Origin of the sequence: Arthrobacter sp. NPDC092385 (genome assembly GCF_044755105.1) — a bacterium.
In the GTDB taxonomy this organism is placed as follows: Bacteria; Actinomycetota; Actinomycetes; order Actinomycetales; family Micrococcaceae; genus Arthrobacter_D.
Genome location: NZ_JBIVQL010000007.1, coordinates 69,636 through 89,737 on the forward strand (window position 1 = coordinate 69,636; position 20,102 = coordinate 89,737).

Here is a 20,102-nt window from a genome sequence, read left to right on the forward strand (position 1 = left end):
GTTAACCGACGGACAGCCGCGCGTGCGCCGGAGTTGGCCATACGCTGAAGCATGGCCCGCAACGACAGCTCCCGCCGGTGGTACCTCTTCGACTACGGCAACGTGGTCTCCACCTCCCCCACGCCCGAGGACTGGGAGCAACTCGCGGAAGCGACCGGTGTGGCGAACCTGCAGGCATCCACCTCGACCTACTGGCAGCACCGCCACGCCTACGACGCCGGAGCACTGACCTCCGACGAGTACTGGTCGCTCGTCTGCGGCCAGCGCGTGGGCGCGGTGAGATCCGGCTGGCTCGACATCCTCGACGACAACCAGTGGTCCCACCCGAACCTCGAGACGCTCGACGTCCTCGAGGACCTGGACGCGCGGGGCGAGCGCCTGGCGCTGCTCTCCAACATGCCGGCCGCCATGGTCTCCCAGTTCATCGACGCGCCGTGGACCAGCCTGTTCCAGCGCCTGTTCTTCAGCTCGTCGCTCCGGCTCGTGAAGCCGTCTCCGGCGATCTTCCACCACGTGCTGACGGAACTCGCCGTGGAACCGGACCTCGTGACCTTCGTCGACGACTCCCCGGCCAACGTCGCTGCCGCCCTGTCCCTGGGGATCGACGCCCGGCTGTTCGCGCCGTCGTCGGACCTCTCCCGCCTGCTCTCGGCACCCGCAGCCGCCGAGCGGCCCTTCCCGCGGGCGTAGGACACCGGATGCCCGGCCGGCTCAGGCCGCCGATCCGGTGATGAGGAACGCGAGCGCGCCCCGGGCCCCCTGCACCTCGGCGGTCCACTCGGGCCGGCGGAAGTCCTCGCGGGCCAGCACCAGGTTCTGCTGTACCTGGACCTCGCCCGGGCGGCCCTCCACCAGGGCCGTCCCGTTGGGGACGTAGCCGAGTCGCCGGGATACGCGCAGTGACGCCGCGTTCCAGTCGGCCGCCTCCGAGACGGCGGACGTGGCGCCGAGGTGATCGAACGCGAACTGCAGCACGGCGGCGCGCATCTCCGTGCCGAATCCCCGGCCGTGGACGGACCGCGTGAGCCAGGATCCGGAGCCGACGCGCCGCAGCAGCGGGAAGGAGCGTGCCATGAGGTCCTGCACGCCGATGACGCGCCCCTCATGGAGCACCGCGAAATTGATGGTCCAGTCCTCGACCGAGACGCCGGCCCGGATGCGCCACTGGTGCCTCGCGGCCGCCGGGATCAGGAGGTCGCGGGGTGCGTCCGTCCACGGGACGCTGAACGGCATCTCGGCGGGGTCGTGCACCCCGGCCAGGACGGCGTCCACCAGGTCCGGCAGGTGCTCGTCCCGGACCGGGGTCAGGACGAGGCGGGGCGTGGTGAGGACGAGCCCGAACAGCGGCCAGACGCGGACCAGCGGGTCCGGGGCGCGGTCTCCGGGACCGCGCGTCACTGCACCCGCTTCCCGGCGCGGTGCTTGCGCACCTTCGAGAACACGAAGTAGGCGGCGAACAGCACGACGGCGACGATCACGATCTTCTGGAACGTGTCGGCGTACTGCTCGACGATGTGCCAGCTCTCCCCGAGGAAGAAACCCGCCATCACGAAGATCGAGTTCCAGATGAGGCTGCCGGCCGTGGTCAGGAGCAGGAACTTGCCGAGAGGCATGCGTTCGATACCGGCCGGTATCGACACGAGGCTCCGGAAGAGCGGGATCATGCGGCCGAAGAACACCGCCCGGTAGCCATGCCGGTTGAACCAGGCCTCCACCTTGTCGACATCCTCGAGGTCGATGAGGGGCACCCTGGACACCAGGCGGCGCATGCGGTCGCGTCCCAGCCAGGCTCCGAGCGCGTACAGCGCGTAGGCGCCGACGACCGAGCCGAGGGTGGTCCACAGGATCGCCTCGAACAGGGAGAAGTTACCGCGGCTGGCGGTGAATCCGGCCAGCGGCAGGATCACCTCGCTCGGCAGGGGTGGGAAGAGGTTCTCGAGCGCGATGGCGAGCCCGGCACCGGGGGCCCCGATGGTTTCCATGAGGTTCACCGCCCAGTCCGTGACGGCGCCGAGGGCGGAGCCGTCCGACGTCGTGGTCGCCGTCGCGACCTGGAGCTGGGCTGTCTGGATGATGCTCACGGTGGTATTCGTCCCTCTCATGGTCCGTCCTGCCGGACGGCGCGTGGTGCTGGTGGTTCCTTCGGTGCTGCGGTCCTGCTGGATTCAGGCGCGGGGCTCAGGAGAGCGCCTCGATGAGGTGCGGCAGCAGGGCGCGGAAGGCGATGCCCCGGTGGCTGATGGCGTTCTTCTCCTCGGGTGCCAGTTCCGCGCAGGTGCGCTGCAGTCCCTCGGGCACGAGAATGGGGTCGTAGCCGAAACCGCCGTCGCCGCGCGGGGCCGTCAGCAGGGAACCGCGCAGTTCACCCCGCTCGGTGCGGTTGTGCTGCGGCCCGGCGAAGGGGCGCGCGATCGCCGCGGCGCAGACGAAGGCCGCTCCGCGTCGCTCGGCGGGGATGTCTGCGAGCTGGGCCAGGAGGAGCTCGAGGTTCGCGGCGTCGTCGCCATGCCTGCCGGACCACCGGGCGGAGAAGATCCCCGGAGCCCCGCCGAGGACGTCCACGGCCAGGCCGGAGTCGTCGGCGACGGCGATCAGGCCGGTGGCCCGGGCGGTCTGCTCCGCCTTGAGCAGCGCGTTCTCCTCGAACGTGACACCGCTCTCCACCACGTCGGGCGCTCCTGCCGCGGCGGCGTCGACGACCTGCGTGTCGACGTCGAGCCCCGGCACCTGGCCGCGGAGGAGTTCACGCAGTTCCCGCAGCTTGCCGGCATTGCGCGTGGCGAGGACGAGCCGGGGCGCGTCAGCCACCGGAGGAGTCCCGGAGGGTGTCGATCTGGATACGGGCGAGCTGGGCGGTGCCGAGCAGGGCGAGGTCCAGGAGCGCATCGAGCTCGGCGCGGTCGAAGGGAGCACCCTCGGCGGTGCCCTGCACCTCCACGAACGTGCCGGAACCGGTGACGACGACGTTCATGTCCGTCTCCGCGCGCACGTCCTCCACGTAGGGCAGATCCAGCATCGGGACGCCGTCGATGATGCCGACGCTGATGGCCGCCACGGTGTCCGTCAGCGGAGAGGCCGAGGCGGGGATGAGCTTCTTGTCCTTCGCGTACCGGATGGCGTCGGCGAGCGCGACGTAGGCGCCCGTGATCGCCGCGGTCCTCGTGCCGCCGTCGGCCTGCAGGACGTCGCAGTCGAGGACGATCGTGTTCTCCCCCAGTGCCTTCGTGTCGATGATCGAACGCAGCGACCGGCCGATCAGCCGGGAGATCTCGTGCGTCCTGCCGCCGATCCTGCCCTTGACCGATTCCCGGTCCGACCGCGTGTTCGTGGCGCGCGGGAGCATGGCGTACTCCGCCGTCACCCAGCCCTTGCCCTCACCCTTGAGCCATCGCGGGACGCCGCTGGTCAGGGAGGCCGTGCAGAGCACGCGCGTGTTGCCGAATTCGATGAGGGCCGACCCCTCGGCCTGCTTGGACCACCCGCGCGTGATGCTGATGTTGCGCAGCTGGTCGGGCGTCCTGCCGTCCGCGCGCAGGACGGGGGTCGCGGTGCCGGCGGAGGACGGAACGGGCGTGGAATTCGCGGAGGTCATGATTTCCAGTCTAGACGGGAGCACATGGGAGATTGCTGGTAGCGCGATGCCCGGCGGTCTGCCGCGCAGCCGCGTTCCGGTCCTCAGACCGTGTAGGAGACCCCGGCGACGGCGACCGCGAGGTGGCCGTGATAGCTCTGCCGGGCTTCGGTGACGGCCACGTTGGCGTCGTTCCACACCGGCAGGTGGGTCAGCAGGAGGCGCTTGGCGCCGGCCCGGGTGGCTACGTCGCCCGCGCGCCGACCGGTCAGGTGGACGCCGGTGATGGCGTCGTCACGGCCCTCGTGGAAGGCGGCCTCGCACAGGAAGATGTCCGCGTTCCGGGCGGCGTCCACGAGCCCGTCGCAGGCGTCCGTGTCCCCGGAGTAGGTCAGGACGTGGGGGCGGGGGTCGCCGTGCTCATCCGCTTCGGCGACCTCCACCCGCAGGGCATACGCCTCCTCGATGGGGTGCAGGACCTGGTACGGCGTGATGGTGAACGGCCCGACCGACACCGCGGCGCGGTCGTTCCAGGAACGGAAGTCGAAGTCCTCGTGCATGCCGGGATCCAGCTCGAGCCCATACGCGCTGGCCATCCTGTCCGCCGTCGCGGCCGGTCCCCAGACGGGGATGCGGGGCAGTCCCCAGCCCGCCGGGTCCCAGTGGACGGCCACGTGGAGACCGCACAGGTCCATGCAGTGGTCCGGGTGGAGGTGGGACAGGAACACCGCGTCGATCTCCCGCAGGTCCATGTACCGCTGCAGGGCGCCGAGCGATCCGTTGCCCAGGTCGAGGAGGATGCGCCAGGTGCGGCCCTCCCACTCCGCACTGAGCAGGTAGCAGGAAGCCGGCGACTGCGGCCCGGGGAAGGAGCCGCTGCATCCGACGATGGTGAGTTTCATGCGCGCGGGAATCCGGCGGCGGCGATCATCTCGGGCGTGATCCGCGCGAGGCTGCCGGTCGGGTACTGGGCGGCGACGTGGTCCACGTGCTGCACGGCGAGCACCTCCGGGCCCAGGAACCTGCGGGCCAGCACCTCGAAGCCGGCGGCGTCGCCCGTCGCGATGAAGCGGTGGACGGCCGGCGCTCCGTCGCTGCGCTCGAGGCCGTGGGACACGAGGGCCCGGTAGACGTCCTTGGCCGTCTCCTCCGCGCTGGAGACGAGGGTGACGGCGTCGCCCATCACGTAGGAGATGACGCCCGTGAGCAGTGGATAGTGGGTGCAGCCGAGCACGAGCGTGTCCACGCCCGCGTCCTGCAGGGGCCGCAGGTACTCCTCGGCCGTCCGCAGGAGGGCCTCTCCCCCGGTGATCCCGGCCTCCACGAACTCGACGAATGCGGGACACGCCACCGAGGTGACCTCGAGGTGCGGTGCGGCAGCGAAGGTGTCGTCGTAGGCGCGCGAGCCGACGGTCGCCGTCGTCCCGATTACGCCGATGCGGCCCGAGCGGGTGGAGGCCACGGCACGGCGGACGGCGGGCTGGATGACCTCGATCACGGGGATGCCGTACCGGGCGGTGTAGCGCTCGCGGGCGTCGCGGAGCACGGCGGCCGACGCCGAGTTGCAGGCGATGACGAGGAGCTTCACGCCCGAGTCGACGAGCTCGTCCATGACGCCGAGCGCGTGCGCGCGGACGCGGGCGATCGGGAGGGGTCCGTACGGCCCGTTCGCCGTGTCGCCGACGTACATGATCGATTCGTGGGGCAGCTGGTCGATGACGGCTCGCGCGACCGTCAGTCCGCCGACGCCGGAGTCGAAGATGCCGATCGGCGCTCCGCTGCGGTCCGTGTTCTCTGGCTCTGGGCTCATGGTCCTCTGACAATAGGACGTGTCGCGGACGAAAACTATCCGCTCCTCCGTGGGTTTTGTCACAGCCTGCCGATCATCGTTTGGGGCAGCAGGCGGCGCGGAGGATCAGCGTTCCAGCCGGGCGGCCTTCAGCATGGCCTGCACGAGGGATTCCTGCAGCCAGGTGATGAAGTTGTACACGAGCGCCAGGTAGGACTCGACGTCGTCGACGTCCTTCGAGTCCGCGATGTCGTGCAGCCGCTCGGCGTCCTCCTCCGTCTCGATGCTCAGCCGGTCGGCGAGGACCAGCCGGACGTCGTTGAGCGCCTGGGCGAAGAGCCTCGCCTGCTCGTCGTTGAGCGTCATGGGGCTCGACTCGATCAGGAGGGCGGTGCCGCGCAGCGCACCGATCTTCTGCTCGCGGAGGGAGCGCTCCGTCAGGCGGCGGAAGGCCAGCGCCTCGTCGTCGTCCCCGCGGACGGCGTCGGGCAGGAGGCGGCGGACGGCGGAGTCGTCCGGCGGGGCGGCCTCTGCATCAGCACCGGCCATGCCGACGAGCGCGGCCAGGGGATCGTCGCTGGGCGCCGTCTCGGGTTCGAGCATGGAGATGACGTCGTCGAGCAGCGCGCCGAGGAGGCGCGCCTCACCCGGCTCCAGCGCTCCGGTGATTCCGCGGCGCGTGGACTTGAAGGCTTTGGCCATGGGTGGGCTTACTCGCTTCCGACTTTTTCGAAGGTGGCCCACAGTCCGTACGAGTGGAGCGCGACGGTGTCCTGCTCCACCTTCTCGCGGCTGCCGGAGACGACGGCGGAACGGCCCTGCTCATGCACCTCGAGCATCAGGGTGCGCGCCTTGGCCTCGCTGTACCCGAAGTAGGTCTGGAAGACGTAGCTCACGTAGCTCATGAGGTTCACCGGATCGTTCCAGACCACCACGACCCAGGGCTGGTCCAGAGCGGTCTTCTCGGCCGTCCGCACCTCTTCCAGGGTGTCGGTGCCGGTTGCAAAGCCTACTGTCATGCCTTCCAGTCTAGGTGGGATCACCGACGCCGGGTGGCCGGGTACTCACACGGCGGACGCCCCGCTATCGTTTTGAGGGTGACCAACGCCCTGACCTCAGATCAGCCCGCCGCGACCGGTTCGGAGCCTCCCGCCGTGAACGCGCCGAACAGCGCGCTCTTCACCGACCAGTACGAACTCACGATGCTGCAGGCCTCCCTGCACTCGGGTGCGGCCCACCGCCGGTCGGTGTTCGAGGCCTTCGCGCGCCGCCTTCCCGCGGGCCGTCGCTACGGCGTCGTCGCCGGGACGGGCCGCCTGCTGGAGGCGCTGGCCACCTTCCGCTTCGACGACGCCCAGCTCGCGTTCCTCAGCGACCACCGCATCGTCGACGACACCACCCTCTCCTGGCTGGGGGACTTCCGCTTCACGGGCTCGATCTCGGGTTACGCGGAGGGCGAGGCCTACTTCCCGAACTCCCCCATCCTGACGGTCGAATCGACCTTCGCCGAGGCCTGCATCCTCGAGACCCTCATCCTGTCGATCCTCAACCACGACAGCGCGATCGCCTCGGCGGCGTCCCGGATGACGGGGGCCGCCGCGGGCCGCCCCTGCATCGAGATGGGCTCCCGCCGCACGCACGAGGAAGCCGCCGTCGCCGCCGCCCGCTCCGCGATCATCGGCGGCTTCGCCAGCACCTCCAACCTCGAGGCGGGCCGCCGGTACGGGCTCCCCACGGTGGGGACGGCCGCACACTCCTTCACCCTCCTGCACGACTCCGAGCGCGCGGCTTTCGAGGCACAGGTCGCCTCGCTCGGTCGCGGCACGTCGCTCCTGGTGGACACGTACGACGTCGAGCAGGGCGTGCGCACCGCCGTCGAGGTGGCGGGACCCGAGCTCGGGGCCGTGCGGCTGGACTCCGGCGACCTCGTGGCGCAGGCGCGCTGGGTGCGCGGACTCCTCGACGACCTCGGCAACCACACCACCAAGATCGTCGTGACGTCGGACCTCGACGAGTTCGCGATCGGGCTCCTCGCCTCCGCACCCGTGGACTCCTACGGCGTCGGCACGTCCCTCGTCACCGGCTCCGGAGCGCCGACCGCGGGCATGGTCTACAAGCTCGTGAGCCGGCAGGACGACGACGGCACGTTCGTCTCCGTTGCGAAGGCCGCCAAGAACAAGGCGTCCGTCGGCGGGCTCAAGCACGCGCTGCGCCGGCTCGACGAGAGCGGCACGGCGCAGGTCGAGGTCGTCGGGATCGGCATCAGCCCGGCCGACGACGGCAACGACCGCCCGCTCATCCAGCAGTTCGTCCGGGACGGCGTCGTCCTGCCCGGCTGGACCGGCCCCGAAGCGGTCGTCCGGGCCGCCGAGCGCCACACCCGGTCCCTCGCCGAGCTGCCCGGGGCCGTCCGCCGCCTGCAGCGCGGCGAACCCGTGATCCCCACCGAGTACGAGGAGGCAGCACCATGACGCGCGCACTGATCATCGTGGACGTCCAGAACGACTTCTGCGAGGGCGGCTCCCTCGCCGTCGACGGCGGGGCGCAGGTCGCCGCCGACATCAGCGACCACATCGACGAGCAGGCCGGCTCGTACGACTACGTCGTCGCCACCCAGGACTGGCACATCGACCCGGGAAGCCACTTCTCCGAGACGCCCGACTTCGTGGATTCCTGGCCCATCCACTGCGTCGCCGACACGAAGGGCGCGGACTTCCACCGCGACCTCGACACCGAGAGCGTGGACGCCGTGTTCCGCAAGGGTCAGTTCGAGGCCGCCTACTCGGGTTTCGAAGGCGTCAAGGCGCCCGACGACGAGGTGCCGACGGGCGAGCAGAAGCTCGGCGGCGCAGCGGTGGACAGCGACGAGGACCCGATGACGCTCGACGACTGGCTGCGGGACCACGAGGTCGACGACGTCGTGATCGCCGGCCTGGCGACGGACTACTGCGTCCGGGCCACGGCGCTCGACGCACTGCAGGCCGGCTACTCGGTCACCGTCATGGCCGGCCTGACGCGTGGCGTGCACGAGGACAGGTCGGAGGACGCCCTCGACGAACTCGAGTCCGCCGGGGTCGAGCTGGTGCGCTAGCTCTTCCTGCGGAGAAGGCCGGGCTGGTCCTCCAGCCCGGCCTTCTCCGTGGTCCTGCTTGCTGCGTGCTACTTCCTGCCTGCTACTTCTTGCCGATGAACCAGTCCTGCAGCTTCTGCAGTCGGCGCTGGAGCTGATCCTCGTTGGCCTGCGCCACGGCGGGACCGCCGCACTGGCGGCGCAGCTCGGTGTGCACCTGGCCGTGCGGCATGCCGGTGCGCGCGGCCCAGGCCGAGACGTTCTTGGCGAGCTGGCCACGCAGTTCGGTGAGCTGCCGGTGGTCCACCACGAGCGGCTCGGCCGCGGGCGCTGCCGTCGGCCCGGCCTTCCGACGGGACTGCTGCTCATGCTGGCGCTGGCGCAGCAGCTGGCCCATCTGGTCGGCGTCGAGCAGGCCGGGAATGCCGAGGAAGTCGAGTTCCTCGTCGCTGCCCATCTCACCACCGGTACCGAACTCGCCGCCGTCGAACAGCACGCGGTCGAAGGAGGCCTGCGACTCGAGTGCTTCGAACTTCTGCTTCGTCAGGGCGTCGGATGCCTTGTCCTCGCGGTTCGCGGCCTCCATCAGGCCGTCCTCGAGGCCGAACCCCTCGTCGTCCTTCTCGGGGCGGTCGAGGGCGTGGTCGCGTTCGAGTTCGAGCTGGTTCGCGAGCGCCATGAGGTTCGGCACGGACGGGAGGAAGATCGACGCCGTCTCCCCGCGTCGCCGTGCACGGACGTACCGGCCGACGGCCTGGGCGAAGAACAGCGGGGTGGCCGTCGAGGTCGCGTAGACCCCGACGGCGAGGCGGGGTACGTCGACGCCCTCGGACACCATGCGGACGGCGACCATCCAGCGCTTGTCGCCCTCGGAGAACTCCTCGATCTTCGAGGACGCCTTCGCGTCGTCGGACAGGATGACGGTCGGGGACTCCCCCGTGATCCGCTTGAGCTGGCCGGCGTAGGCGCGGGCGTCGTCGTGGTCCGTCGCGATCACGAGGCCACCGGCGTCGTGCACGGTGCGCCGCACCTCGGTGAGCCGCTTGTCGGCGGCTGCGAGGACGGCGGGGATCCACTCGCCGGCAGGGTTGAGCGCCGTCCGCCAGGCCTGTGCGGTGATGTCCTTCGTCACCGCAGCCTCGCCGAGGGACGCGGCCATCTCCTCGCCCCCGCTGGTCCGCCAGCGCATCTGCCCGGAGTAGGCCATGAACATGACCGGGCGGACCACGTGGTCGCGGAGTGCCTGGCCGTAGCCGTAGGTGTAGTCGGCGCGTGAACGGCGGATGCCGTCCCGGTCCTCCACGTATTCGACGAACGGGATGGCCGCGGTGTCGGAGCGGAACGGGGTACCGGTGAGGGCAAGACGCCGGGTGGCCGGCTCGAACGCCTCGCGGATGCCGTCGCCCCAGGACAGCGCGTCGCCACCGTGGTGGATCTCGTCGAGGATGACGAGGGTGCGCGCGGCCTCGGTCTTCGCGCGGTGCAGCATGGGCTTGCTCGCGACCTGCGCGTAGGTCACGGCGACGCCGATGAATGCGCCTCCGTGGCGGCCGTCCGCGTTCTTGAAGTTGGGATCGATCGCGAGGCCCACCTTGGCCGCGGCGTCGGCCCACTGGCGCTTGAGGTGATCGGTCGGCGCGACGACGGTCACCCGGTTGACGATCCCGCGTTCGACGAGCTCCGTCGCCACCCGGAGGGCGAACGTCGTCTTGCCCGCACCGGGGGTTGCGACGGCGAGGAAATCGCTCGGTGACTCCCGGAAATACTTCTCCAGCGCTTCGCTCTGCCACTGGCGCAGCTTGGGGGCTGTCCCCCAGGCGGCGCGCTCCGGATATGCGGGAGGCAGGGCTGCGCCGGCACCGAACAGGGTGTCATTACTCACGCCGGGACAGTACCTTCCATTGACTTCTTGGGGGTGAGGCCGGGGCCGCCATCGGATGGCCGTGCCCCTCTCAGACCCGAAACTATACCTGCCCCCGTGAACACCCACAGAGCCAGCCAGATCGCAACAAAGGTCGGCACGTGTCCGGCGTTGTCGGGGTCGTGCAGGAGGGCGAAGAGGGCTCCGGCACCCGCCGTTCCCGCAACGCCGCCGAGCTGGTCCGAGATCTGGAGCGCAGCGGAGTTTCGTCCCTGCTCACCCTGCGGGGAGAGCTTCAGAACCAGGACGGAGGTGCTCGAGAGCGTCATGCCCATCGCGAAGCCCGACAGCCCCCACACGACGACGAGCACCCAGAGCGGCGCTTCGACGGCGGTCGCGAGGGCGAACCCTCCCAGTGACAGTGACAGCACCGAGGACCCCGCCACCAGCAGCCACTGCCGCCCGAACGTGACCCGCGCCTGGACGAAGGACCCGGCGCTCCACCCGAGGGCTCCGGCGCTCAGGGTCAGGCCCGCCGTGCCCGGATCGATGCCGCGGGAGTTCACGAGCATGAGGGGGATGAAGGCCTCCGTCCCGAAGAACGCCACGTTCACGATCCCGCGCGTCGCGATGATGCTGGGCAGTCCGCGGGCCAGGACCAGGGTGCCCCTGGGCAGGAGCGCAGGAAGCACGGCCAGTGCTACGGCGATGCCCGCGGCGGCCAGGGACACCAGGGCGATCACCGTCCCTGCCGTGGGATCCGCCGTATCGGCGAGGTGGACGACGGCCCACTGCGCGGCGAAGACACCGCCGGCCAGTGCGAACCCCCGGAGGACCCGCGTCTTCGCCGGACCGGCGTCGGCCGCGACCAGGGCGCCCAGATCCTTCGTCTTCGGCCACACGATGACGACGGCGGCGATCACCACGGGCGCGACGCCGAGGAACACCCACCGCCAGCCGAACTCCTGCGTCACGAAACCGGCCACCACCGGCCCGATGAGCGCCGGGAGGACCCAGGCTGCGGCCAGCCACCCGAACACCACGGGTTGTGCCCGTTGCGGGAAGGACCGGCCGATCACGACGTACACCGCCACGATCATGAACCCGCCACCGAGGCCGGACACCGCGCGGCCCACCGTGACGAGCCAGAAGTCCGGCGCCGCTCCTGCCGCAAGGAGACCGAGGATCATGAGCGACATCCCGACGGCCAGGGCCGGCCGCGGGCCCTGGCGGTCGCACCACGAACCGGCGACGACGGTCCCCAGGAGTGATGCCGTCAGGTACATCGAGAAGGCCAGACCGTAGCTCGATTCGCCGGACAGCTCGTCCGCGACCACGGGCATCGCGGTGATGACGGCCATCGCCTCGAAGGCCGCACAGGTGATGATGGCCAGGATGCCGATGGTGAGAGGGCGCAACTCGGGAGACATCGCTCCCGTGGGCTTGTCCCCCGCCCCGCCGGACGTCTTGCTGGCCTCGCTCATTGCACCTGGTGTTCTACTCGGGGTGGGGACTGCGTGTTCTGCTCGGCGTGGGACTGCGGCTTCCCGGGTGACTGGAGCCCGGCGCTCTCCGCTGCGCGCCGTGGCCTCCCGTTACCGCGGTCGCCCTTCGCAGGCGACGCGCGGTTCAGCCCTTCGGCTTGTCGCCGCCACCCGGGCGCAGGCCGTTGTAGATCTCCTTGCATTCAGGACAGACCGGGAACTTCTCGGGGTCCCGGCCCGGGGTCCACACCTTGCCGCAGAGGGCGATCACGGGCTCGCCCGTGAAGGCGGACTCCATGATCTTCTCCTTGCGGACGTAGTGCGCGAATCGCTCGGCGTCTCCGGGCTCGACCTCCTGACGTACCTCCTCACGTTCGAGGGTGGCCGTCGAGCCGCCCGTGCCCGGATCGAGGGGATCGTTTGCGAAGGGATCTGGAGGCATAGTCATGGGCCCAGTCTATCGCTCGGCCCCCTTGACGGTCAGGCGTCTCGGCACTGCTCCGCCTGCCGCACGCTACACGACGGGCAGGTGTCGATGGGTGGCGAATTACCTTTCCCCAGGAAGATGTGCGGGTGCTCAAAATGTCGGTGGCGGGTTGGAGAATGATGGTATGCGCAGCGCTTCGGAGCATTTGGCGGAACTCGGACGGTTATCCGCTCGAATGCTTTCCTTGAGCGTCGAAAAAGCGCGTATCGACGCCGAGATCGCCGATACCACCGAACAATTGCGCACAGTCTTCGAGGACCGCATGTTCCAGAACATGCTGAAAGCGCCCAACAACGAGTCCAGCAATGCTCGCCGCCGCCGGACGAACCTCGCCGACACCACCACCGCCTCGGAAGTGGCGTGCCTGCTGCGAATCTCCGAACGGACCGCGCACCGACTCGTGCAGAACTCCGCACTCCTGGTCAACCACTACCCGAAGACCCTGGGGGCGCTCCGCGCGGGATCCATTTCGTGGGGGCATGCAACGGCGCTGCTGCACGAATACGCAGGGCTGCCTGACGCTGCGGCAGCACGTCTCGAAGGCACCCTCCTGCCCCTTGCGGAGAGCACCACCGTGCCTCGCCTTTCCTACCGGGCCCGCCGCCTCAGGACGCAGCTCCACCCTGTCGTCCTCGATGACAGGGCTCGTGCCGCCTCCGCCCGGCGATGCGTCGACTTCGAGCCTGCGGACGATGCGATGGCCTGGCTCCACGTCCATCTCCCCGCCACCGATGCCTCGGCCATCGATGCCCGGCTGACCCATGCTGCGCGCGCCCTGCAAGCTCCGGACGAGGGACGGTCCCTCCCGCAGCTACGGGCCGACATCCTGACCGATCTCCTCCTCGAGGAGCACCTGCAGGCTGCTGGAGGGCCGGCCGATAACGCCGGGGGCGAGGACGATCGGCCGGGCCGGCAGGGTGCACCTGCCACTGCAGGGGGCTATCGGGTTCGAGCACACATCAATGTCACCGTCCCGGTCCTGACTCTGCTCGGCGTCGACGACGCACCTGCGGATCTCGAAGGCTACGGCCCCATACCCGCTGAGATCGCTCGGAGGCTTGCAGCACATGCTCCCTCCTTCACCCGGTTGCTCACTCATCCCGAGTCAGGCGCCGTGCTCAGCGTCGGCCGCACCACGTACGCCGTGCCGGCCGACCTCAAGAATTGGTTACGGGTCCGCGACCGGACCTGTAGACACCCGGGCTGCTCCGTACCGGCATCGCGCTGCGAGCTGGACCACACGAAGCCCTGGTCGCACCAGGGGACGACGTCGCACGACAACCTCGCCCACCTCTGCCGCAAGCATCACATGCTCAAGAGTGAGGGGATCTGGCGCTATGACCAGCCGTCGGCAGGAGTGCTGACCGCAACATCACCCGGCGGCAGGACCTATGACTGCGCGCCCGAAGTCCTGCTTGCCTAGCTTCCCGGTCACCGGGTCGGTGCCTCGCAGCCGATCCCGGTCGGGTTCTCGATGCAGTTCTGGCTGACGTTGTGCCCCTCGGTCCGCCAGATACTCATGAGGTGAGGCGGTGACACCACGGCTGCTTCACCAGCTACCGGCTGGAAGGGCCCGCCGTCCACGGAGTAGTCGCCCGCGAAGAAGGTGGTCAGTGTGAGGTTGAAGTCGCCCGTCCGACCGTACTGATGGCTCGTCGGGGTCTGGGTATCGAAGGCACCACCTGGCACCGGGCCGCCAGGGCTGGTCGTCCTCGCTGTGGTGCCATCTCCGTAGTTCCACTGGTAGGACACCGGCCGGGCCTTCAGCACGATCATCGCGTCCTGGAACTCGAAGGTGAACTCCTGCTCCGTGGCCTCGGCGTAGATATTCGAGTGCGCGTTCCGTAGGCCGAAGTTCAGGGGCTGGGAGACGACCGTGGCGGCGAGTACGGGTTGCTTCTGGAACTCCTCGAGCGTGATGACGATGGGCGCTTCCTCCGGTGCTTCCGCTCCCTCGATCGGCGGATCGGGCACCTGCCCGGGGTACATGCACGACGATCGGCCGGTTGGCGTCTGCGTTGCCGGCTGCACGTTGCTGTTCACTTCGATCCAGTTGACGAGGACGCCGCCGTCCTGAGCGTCGCATTGGGCGTTCATCGTCGGGCACGTTGCCGGGTTGAGGTCACTGCCACTTCCGGCCGTGCACGCGCGCTCGTAGATGTAGTCAAGACCGTTTGTCAATGGAAGCGCTGCGGGCTGGGACGACGACTCAGTTACTCCTGTCTTCGTAGGCGGTCGGAGAGATTCACTTCGACCCTTCGATCCTGATGAATTAGAAGCACCAAATTCATTGTCTTCGGCAAAAGCCGAGGGGATTTTGCTATCCGCGACCGACGGAGATAAAGGGAGAAAGCTTAGAAGAACTACCCCCAACACGAGCAGTGGTCGTCCTTGCAGCCTCATCAGGTGCCCTCCGGTTTTCCGAAGTCGAGCACTACCCAAGCATCATCGCGATAGAGAGAAAAGAGTACGTTGACTGACGCATCCGGAGCTTCACCTAGTGTATTAGTCCCATCCTTCTGATAATAAATCAGGTCGGCCTGCTGATAGTTGACGAAGGACTGGATCGAGCCGGATGTGTTGAGACGAAAATCGGTGCCAAAATCGATGATTCGAAATTCGCCTCCTCCCATCCATCCTCCGTCTGCATAGAAGTCACCGACAACTTGCTTCGTCTGGGCGCAAGTCCTACACCCGGGGTCCGTCACCGCCTCGTACGGCACCCAGTCATTCGTCTCGTATCCATAAGAGAACAACTCGAACCAATACCTGGTGAACGCCTCGAGCCCCTCCGCCGAGTTCTGGTCCGCCAGTGCGGGCTTTACGGGGACAGGGATGTTGGCGGCCGGACCGGCAGAGGACGCGGGTGAGGGCTCAGGCGTCGCCGAGGCGGTCGGGGTCGAAGCGGGTTCGACGGTGGGAGCCGACGACGACGGCACTTCGTCGGATGGCTGATTCGCTGTGGGGTCGCCGTCGCCCTGGCACCCGGTCAGCAGCATCAGGGCCACGACTGCTCCCGCCAGGACCGGCACCGCCCGCTGACGAGCGCTCGCTCGCGCCCCTGGACCCGAATCTGAACTCGCAGAGATCACGCCACTCCCCCATCAAAGTCGGCTACCACCCGGAATGGCCCCCAGCATAGCCCGAAGCGGTCAAGCCGCTACAGGTTATGCACAGTCCAGATCGGCCGGAATTGCCAACTACAGGGGCGACCCTTGCCAGGGGTGGAAAGTCCCCTTATCGTTCGCGCGCCCGGGGCGAAGGGATGGAATCAGCGGTTGCTCGAGACGGCCAGCAGAAGCTCCGGTGCCCGGCGGTCGTACCATCGGCCACCGACACGGACACCGACCACCAGCAGAATCGCACCGAGAGCCAGCCCGACGAGCAGGCTCAGCCAACCGAACAGCGCATTCCCGGTAGCGAAGTAGGCGATGGTCAGGGCGATCTCGGGAAGCGCCAGCAACAGCATCACGAACCAGCCGACGAACTGCACGGCGAACATCAGGAAGTTGGTACCCGGTGGCGTCTTGAAGGCACTCTCGCCAGGAAGCGGGACGTTGTAGGTGTACCGCGCCGATACGACGCTCGAAAGCCCCGCGCCGGTCAGCAGGAGACCGATCGACAGACCCAGCATCACCGGCAGGTCCTCCGCCCGCCCCGTGATCAGGAGCGGCACCACGGTGAAGACCAGCGTGACCGGCAGCGCGAAGACCAGCAACGCGGCGACGCGTCCCATCCGGTCGTCCCGCCCGCTGACACCCGTGGACAGGTGGAGGCTGAAGGCCGTGTTGTCGTAGGAGATATCGGCGGAGATGGACCACGCCATGAGGAACGCGGTGATGGGCCCGAGGAACACGAAGGCACCTCCCGACGCTCCTCCGGAGAAATACAGCAGCACTGCGATGAACGGGATCACGACGAGCGATGCGAAGTACCGCGGGTCCCGCAGCCAGTAGGTGAGGGCCCTCGCCCCCACGGCACCGGCGGGCGTCGCGGGGAAGCGCCCGAACCACCCGAGATTCCCGCCGGCACGTTTCGCGACGGCGTTGTAGGGAGGAGTGACCAGGGCGTGGCCGAGGCTGCGGCTCCACAGCGCGAGGAACAGCACCAGCGTCACCACCCCGATCAGGAATCGTACGACGGCGAGACCGGCGTCACCGGCCGCGACGTCGGCCGGCGCCGCCCAGAGCGCGCCGAGCGGGGTCCAGGCCAGCACATCGGCGAGGGATGCGGCGAAGCCTGGCGAGTTCTGGAAACCGGCCGTCACTCCCGCGATGATCGGGCCGAGGAAGATCAGCGGAATGAATGCGACGATCCCGTTGACGTCCTTGAAGCGGCGGGATCCCGTCATCGAGGACACCGCCGTGGTCACGAGCCGGGACGCGACGACGCACAGGAGGACGGCGACCAGTCCGCACACGAGCGCCGTCAGCGCGGCCGCCGGGTACCGGATCCAGGTGAGTACCTGCGCCAGGGCTGCGATCAGCGTGACGACGCCGGGGATACCCACCAGCCCGCCGAGCACGAGCCCGGTGAGCAGCTGCCGCATCGGGATGGCGAAGGTCACGAACCGCGCCGGGTCGAGTGTCATGTCGATGCCGGTCACCGCGATGGGGATGATGATCCACCCGAGCACCGCCGCGGAGCCGCCGAGCACGAGGATGGTGCGGATGAACTCGAGGTCTGCCGCGCCCAGGAGCACGAGACCGACAACGAGGAACGACAGGATTCCCAGCCCGTACAGCCCGCCGAGGATCACCCCGATGAGTTGCGCGGTGCTCCGCTTGAACGTGTTGCGGAGCAGGAGGAGCTTCAGCCTCAGGAGGTCCGCAACCACGACAGCCCTTCCGAGGTGTTGCGACCGCCGACCAGCTCCACGAAGCGGTCCTCGAGCGTGGCGTCGCCCCGGACCTCGTCGACCGTCCCGGCGGCCAGGACGGTACCTCCGGCGATGACCGCGACGTGGTCGCACATGCGCTGGACGAGGTCCATGACGTGGCTGGACACGATGACCGACCCCCCGGACTGCACGTAACCCGCCAGGATGTCCCGGATGTTCGCCGCCGAGACGGGATCCACGGACTCGAAGGGCTCGTCGAGGACCAGCAGCTTCGGAGCGTGGATCAGGGCGGATGCCAGGGCGATCTTCTTGGTCATGCCCGCCGAGTAGTCCACCACCAGGGTTCCGGCGTCGTTCGTGAGGTCGAGGGCGCGCAGCAGGTCACCGGTCCGCTCGACGACCGTCTCCCGGTCCATCCCGCGGAGCAGGCCAGCATAGGTGACCAGCTGCTCGCCTGTCAGCCGATCGAACAGCCGGACGCCGTCGGGCAGGATGCCCATCAGCTTCTTCGCCTCGAGGGGCTGCGCCCACACGTCCACCCCGTGCACCAGCGCCTGCCCGTAATCCGGGCGCAGCAGGCCCGTCGCCATCGACAGCGTGGTGGTCTTGCCGGCTCCGTTCGGGCCGACCAGCCCGTAGAAGGAGCCCGGCGGTACCTCGAGGCTGACGCCGTTGACGGCGATCTTCTCCCCGAAACGCTTCGCGAGGCCGCGGATGCTCAATGCCGCCGTTCCGCCCTGGGTATGGGGATTGTCCGCAGGGGACGGTGTCGGCACGGGGGAACTCATACTTCAACGCTAGCAACGCCCGCTCGCGCCGCTCGTCATCCCAAAGGAGGAGAAGGAGCCCGTCAGAAGGAGCCGGCGCGCTCGTACTGCGCCGCGGGGACGAGATCGTGTCCGAGCTCGTGGGCCGCTCGCATCCACCAGTGCGGGTCACGCAGGGCGGCCCGTGCAACGAGCACGACGTCGGCCCGCTCGCCGCGGATCACCTCGTCCGCCTGCCGGGGGTCGCTGATGAGGCCCACGGCGCCGGTCGGCACGCCCGAGGACCGCACCTCCTCGGCAAGGGCGACCTGGTACCCCGGCCCCACGGGAATCGACGCCGCCGGCACGGCGCCCCCGGAGGAGACGTCCACGAAGTCCACCCCTTCCTCGGCGGCGCGCTTGGCGAGCCGTGCGGAGACGGCGCCGTCGAGCCCGCCCTCCGTCCAGTCGGAGGCGGAGATGCGCAGCAGCAGCGGCATGGTCTCCGGGATCGCACGCCGGACCTCGCGGACCACGTCGAGCGTCAGTCGGAAGCGGGCCTCCTCGGAGCCGCCCCAGCCGTCCGTCCGGGTGTTGACGAGCGGCGAGAGGAACTGGTGGAGCAGGTAGCCGTGCGCGGCGTGGATCTCCACGGTGTCGAAGCCGGCCTTCACGGCGAGCGCGGCAGCCGAGCCGAAGTCGCGGATCACCTTCGCGATGTCCTCTTCCGTCATCGCGCGCGGTGCGGCGTACCTGCCGAAGGCTTCGTCCGTGGGGCCGAGGGTCTGCCAGCCGCCCTCCGACGCGGGCACGGAATCGTGCTTGCCGCTGAAGGGCCAGTAGGTGGACGCCTTGCGTCCGGCATGCGCGAGCTGGACAGCCGTCTTCGTCCCGACGGCGCTGTGCTCGTGGATGAAGTCGTTGATGCGGCGCCACGCGTCGGCCTGCTCCTGCGTGTAGATCCCGGCATCACGGGGGCTGATCATGCCCTCGTGGCTGACGGCTGCGGCCTCGGTGATGATGAGCGCCGCTCCCCCCGTCGCGAACTGCCCGAGGTGGACGAGATGCCAGTCCGTCGGCACTCCGGCAGCAACCGCGGGATCGCACGAGTACTGGCACATCGCCGCGACCCAGCCGCGGTGCGGGAGGTCCAGTGAGCGGAGCGAGATCGGATCGAAGAGGCCGGGCGTGCCGGCCTGGGCAGCTGCGGAAGTCATGGCATCCTGTGGTCGTCGTACGGGTGGGGTGTGGTCGGGAGGGCTGGGGTGCCTAGAACAGGGCGCGGGCGAGGGCGCTCCGGGCCTTGGTCACGCGCGGATCGGCCACCCCGACGACGTCGAACAGTTCCAGCAGGCGCTTGCGCGCCACGTCCCTGTCCTCGCCGAAGGTCCGGCCGATGAAGGCGATGATCCGGTTGAAGGCGTCCTCGATGTGCCCGCCGGTGAGGTCCAGGTCCGCGACGGCGAGCTGGGCGTCCGCGGCGTCGGGCTCGTCCGCTCCGCGCTGCCGCACAGCGGCCGCATCCATGTCCTGCACGCGCTGCATGAGTTCCACCTGCGCCAGCCCGGCTTTCGCATCGGCGTCGGCGGGCTGCTCGGCCAGTGCGCGGCGGTAGGCTCCGGCGGCGGCCGCGTAGTCGCCGGCCTCGATGGCGTCGAACGCTTCCTGGTGCAGGGGTGGCAGGGGCGGTTCTTCCGCGCCGGCCGGGCCGGGCTCTGAGCCGTCGTTGAGCGTGCCGGTCACGCCGTTCGCCTCGGCGACCTTCATGAGCTCGTCGAGGTACGCGCGGATCTGGGGGTCCGGAAGGACACCCTCGAACAGCGGCACGGGCTGGCCCTTCACGACGGCGACCACGGTAGGCGCGCCCTGCGCCTGGAACGCCTGCGCGATCTGCGGCTGCGCCTGGAGGTCCACGTTCGCGAGCAGGATCCGGCCGTCGAACTCGACAGCCGCCGCTTCCAGCACGGTGGTCACCTGGTTCGACTGCTCGCTCCAAGTGGCCCGGAGGTTGACGACGACCGGCACCTGCGCGGAGAGCTGCACCAGCTGCGGGAAGGTCTGCTCCGTCACCTCGACGATGTACGGGCTCGGAGCCGCCGCGGCCTGCCGTGCCGCTGCCGGGCGGGCAGCCGCATCGGCGCGTGCCTTGAGCGCGGACAGGTCCACGGCTCCCCGCAGGTTCATGCTCGACGGCGGCATTCCGCCCCGCTGTGCTGGTGTGGACAATGCTCTGCCTTTCTCTGACTACTGCTGG

21 protein-coding genes are annotated in these 20,102 nt (G+C 69.2%); 4 read left to right on the forward strand and 17 right to left on the reverse strand.

What is annotated here, in order from left to right; all coding sequences use genetic code 11:
* Positions 1-51 precede the first annotated feature (51 nt).
* On the forward strand, positions 52-690 hold the full coding sequence (locus ACIQCY_RS10685; protein ID WP_400483871.1) for an HAD family hydrolase: 639 nt from the start codon (positions 52-54) through the stop codon (positions 688-690).
* Between the two features lie 21 nt (positions 691-711).
* Here the strand turns inward: ACIQCY_RS10685 and ACIQCY_RS10690 are convergent, their stop codons facing one another.
* From ACIQCY_RS10690 to clpS, 8 genes are all read right to left on the reverse strand, one after another.
* Entirely contained in the window at positions 712-1,398 is a 687-nt protein-coding gene (locus tag ACIQCY_RS10690) for a GNAT family N-acetyltransferase (RefSeq protein ID WP_400483872.1), read from the reverse strand.
* A complete protein-coding gene (locus tag ACIQCY_RS10695; RefSeq protein ID WP_400483873.1) occupies positions 1,395-2,102 on the reverse strand; it encodes a DedA family protein in 708 nt (235 codons plus the stop codon). Before ACIQCY_RS10695 ends, ACIQCY_RS10690 begins: the two co-directional genes overlap by 4 nt.
* Before the next feature lie 76 nt (positions 2,103-2,178).
* Complete coding sequence (gene rdgB / locus ACIQCY_RS10700; protein ID WP_400483874.1) at positions 2,179-2,808, reverse strand: RdgB/HAM1 family non-canonical purine NTP pyrophosphatase; 630 nt, start codon at positions 2,806-2,808, stop codon at positions 2,179-2,181.
* A complete protein-coding gene (gene rph / locus ACIQCY_RS10705) occupies positions 2,801-3,592 on the reverse strand; it encodes a ribonuclease PH (RefSeq protein ID WP_400483875.1) in 792 nt (263 codons plus the stop codon). The genes rdgB and rph overlap by 8 nt, the downstream gene beginning before the upstream one ends.
* Before the next feature lie 83 nt (positions 3,593-3,675).
* On the reverse strand, positions 3,676-4,473 hold the full coding sequence (locus ACIQCY_RS10710) for an MBL fold metallo-hydrolase (RefSeq protein WP_400483876.1): 798 nt from the start codon (positions 4,471-4,473) through the stop codon (positions 3,676-3,678).
* On the reverse strand, positions 4,470-5,381 hold the full coding sequence (gene murI, locus ACIQCY_RS10715; RefSeq protein WP_400483877.1) for a glutamate racemase: 912 nt from the start codon (positions 5,379-5,381) through the stop codon (positions 4,470-4,472). The genes ACIQCY_RS10710 and murI overlap by 4 nt, the downstream gene beginning before the upstream one ends.
* A gap of 105 nt (positions 5,382-5,486) precedes the next feature.
* Positions 5,487-6,062, reverse strand: a complete 576-nt coding sequence (locus ACIQCY_RS10720) for a DUF2017 domain-containing protein (protein WP_400483878.1) — start codon at positions 6,060-6,062, stop codon at positions 5,487-5,489.
* 8 nt (positions 6,063-6,070) lie between these two features.
* Positions 6,071-6,379 carry an ATP-dependent Clp protease adapter ClpS gene (clpS, locus tag ACIQCY_RS10725; RefSeq protein ID WP_400483879.1) on the reverse strand — a complete coding sequence of 103 codons (309 nt, stop codon included), beginning with the start codon at positions 6,377-6,379 and terminating at the stop codon, positions 6,071-6,073.
* Positions 6,380-6,514: 135 nt separating this feature from the next.
* Between clpS and ACIQCY_RS10730 the strand changes: the two genes are divergently transcribed.
* Together ACIQCY_RS10730 and ACIQCY_RS10735 are read left to right on the forward strand one after the other, a co-directional pair.
* Positions 6,515-7,831 (forward strand): nicotinate phosphoribosyltransferase, encoded by a 1,317-nt coding sequence (locus ACIQCY_RS10730; RefSeq protein ID WP_400484002.1) that lies wholly within the window; start codon positions 6,515-6,517, stop codon positions 7,829-7,831.
* The gene (locus tag ACIQCY_RS10735) at positions 7,828-8,451 is read left to right on the forward strand and encodes an isochorismatase family protein (RefSeq protein ID WP_400483880.1); all 624 of its coding nucleotides are present in this window, start codon (positions 7,828-7,830) and stop codon (positions 8,449-8,451) included. The genes ACIQCY_RS10730 and ACIQCY_RS10735 overlap by 4 nt, the downstream gene beginning before the upstream one ends.
* Before the next feature lie 82 nt (positions 8,452-8,533).
* Here the strand turns inward: ACIQCY_RS10735 and ACIQCY_RS10740 are convergent, their stop codons facing one another.
* From ACIQCY_RS10740 to ACIQCY_RS10750, 3 genes are all read right to left on the reverse strand, one after another.
* On the reverse strand, positions 8,534-10,312 hold the full coding sequence (locus ACIQCY_RS10740; protein ID WP_400483881.1) for a DEAD/DEAH box helicase: 1,779 nt from the start codon (positions 10,310-10,312) through the stop codon (positions 8,534-8,536).
* Positions 10,309-11,775, reverse strand: coding sequence for an MFS transporter (locus ACIQCY_RS10745; protein WP_400483882.1), 1,467 nt, complete (start codon positions 11,773-11,775; stop codon positions 10,309-10,311). The genes ACIQCY_RS10740 and ACIQCY_RS10745 overlap by 4 nt, the downstream gene beginning before the upstream one ends.
* Positions 11,776-11,920: 145 nt before the next feature.
* Positions 11,921-12,223 carry a DUF3039 domain-containing protein gene (locus tag ACIQCY_RS10750; protein ID WP_400483883.1) on the reverse strand — a complete coding sequence of 101 codons (303 nt, stop codon included), beginning with the start codon at positions 12,221-12,223 and terminating at the stop codon, positions 11,921-11,923.
* A 223-nt stretch (positions 12,224-12,446) separates the two neighbouring features.
* Between ACIQCY_RS10750 and ACIQCY_RS10755 the strand changes: the two genes are divergently transcribed.
* Positions 12,447-13,685 carry a DUF222 domain-containing protein gene (locus ACIQCY_RS10755; protein WP_400483884.1) on the forward strand — a complete coding sequence of 413 codons (1,239 nt, stop codon included), beginning with the start codon at positions 12,447-12,449 and terminating at the stop codon, positions 13,683-13,685.
* Between the two features lie 8 nt (positions 13,686-13,693).
* On the opposite strand, the gene ACIQCY_RS10760 is transcribed toward ACIQCY_RS10755, so the two are convergent.
* The 6 genes from ACIQCY_RS10760 to ACIQCY_RS10785 all read right to left on the reverse strand — a co-directional run bounded on the left by ACIQCY_RS10760 (position 13,694) and on the right by ACIQCY_RS10785 (position 20,074).
* Positions 13,694-14,359 carry a PKD domain-containing protein gene (locus ACIQCY_RS10760; protein ID WP_400483885.1) on the reverse strand — a complete coding sequence of 222 codons (666 nt, stop codon included), beginning with the start codon at positions 14,357-14,359 and terminating at the stop codon, positions 13,694-13,696.
* 305 nt (positions 14,360-14,664) lie between these two features.
* Positions 14,665-15,261 (reverse strand): DUF6318 family protein, encoded by a 597-nt coding sequence (locus tag ACIQCY_RS10765; protein WP_400484003.1) that lies wholly within the window; start codon positions 15,259-15,261, stop codon positions 14,665-14,667.
* A gap of 272 nt (positions 15,262-15,533) precedes the next feature.
* Positions 15,534-17,099: a transporter gene (locus ACIQCY_RS10770; protein WP_400483886.1), complete on the reverse strand. Its 1,566-nt coding sequence runs from the start codon at positions 17,097-17,099 to the stop codon at positions 15,534-15,536.
* Entirely contained in the window at positions 17,081-17,890 is an 810-nt protein-coding gene (locus ACIQCY_RS10775; RefSeq protein WP_400483887.1) for an ABC transporter ATP-binding protein, read from the reverse strand. The genes ACIQCY_RS10770 and ACIQCY_RS10775 overlap by 19 nt, the downstream gene beginning before the upstream one ends.
* Positions 17,891-17,952: 62 nt before the next feature.
* Positions 17,953-19,065, reverse strand: coding sequence for an NADH:flavin oxidoreductase/NADH oxidase (locus tag ACIQCY_RS10780; protein WP_400483888.1), 1,113 nt, complete (start codon positions 19,063-19,065; stop codon positions 17,953-17,955).
* A gap of 52 nt (positions 19,066-19,117) precedes the next feature.
* Positions 19,118-20,074, reverse strand: a complete 957-nt coding sequence (locus ACIQCY_RS10785) for a co-chaperone YbbN (RefSeq protein WP_400483889.1) — start codon at positions 20,072-20,074, stop codon at positions 19,118-19,120.
* Positions 20,075-20,102 lie beyond the last annotated feature (28 nt).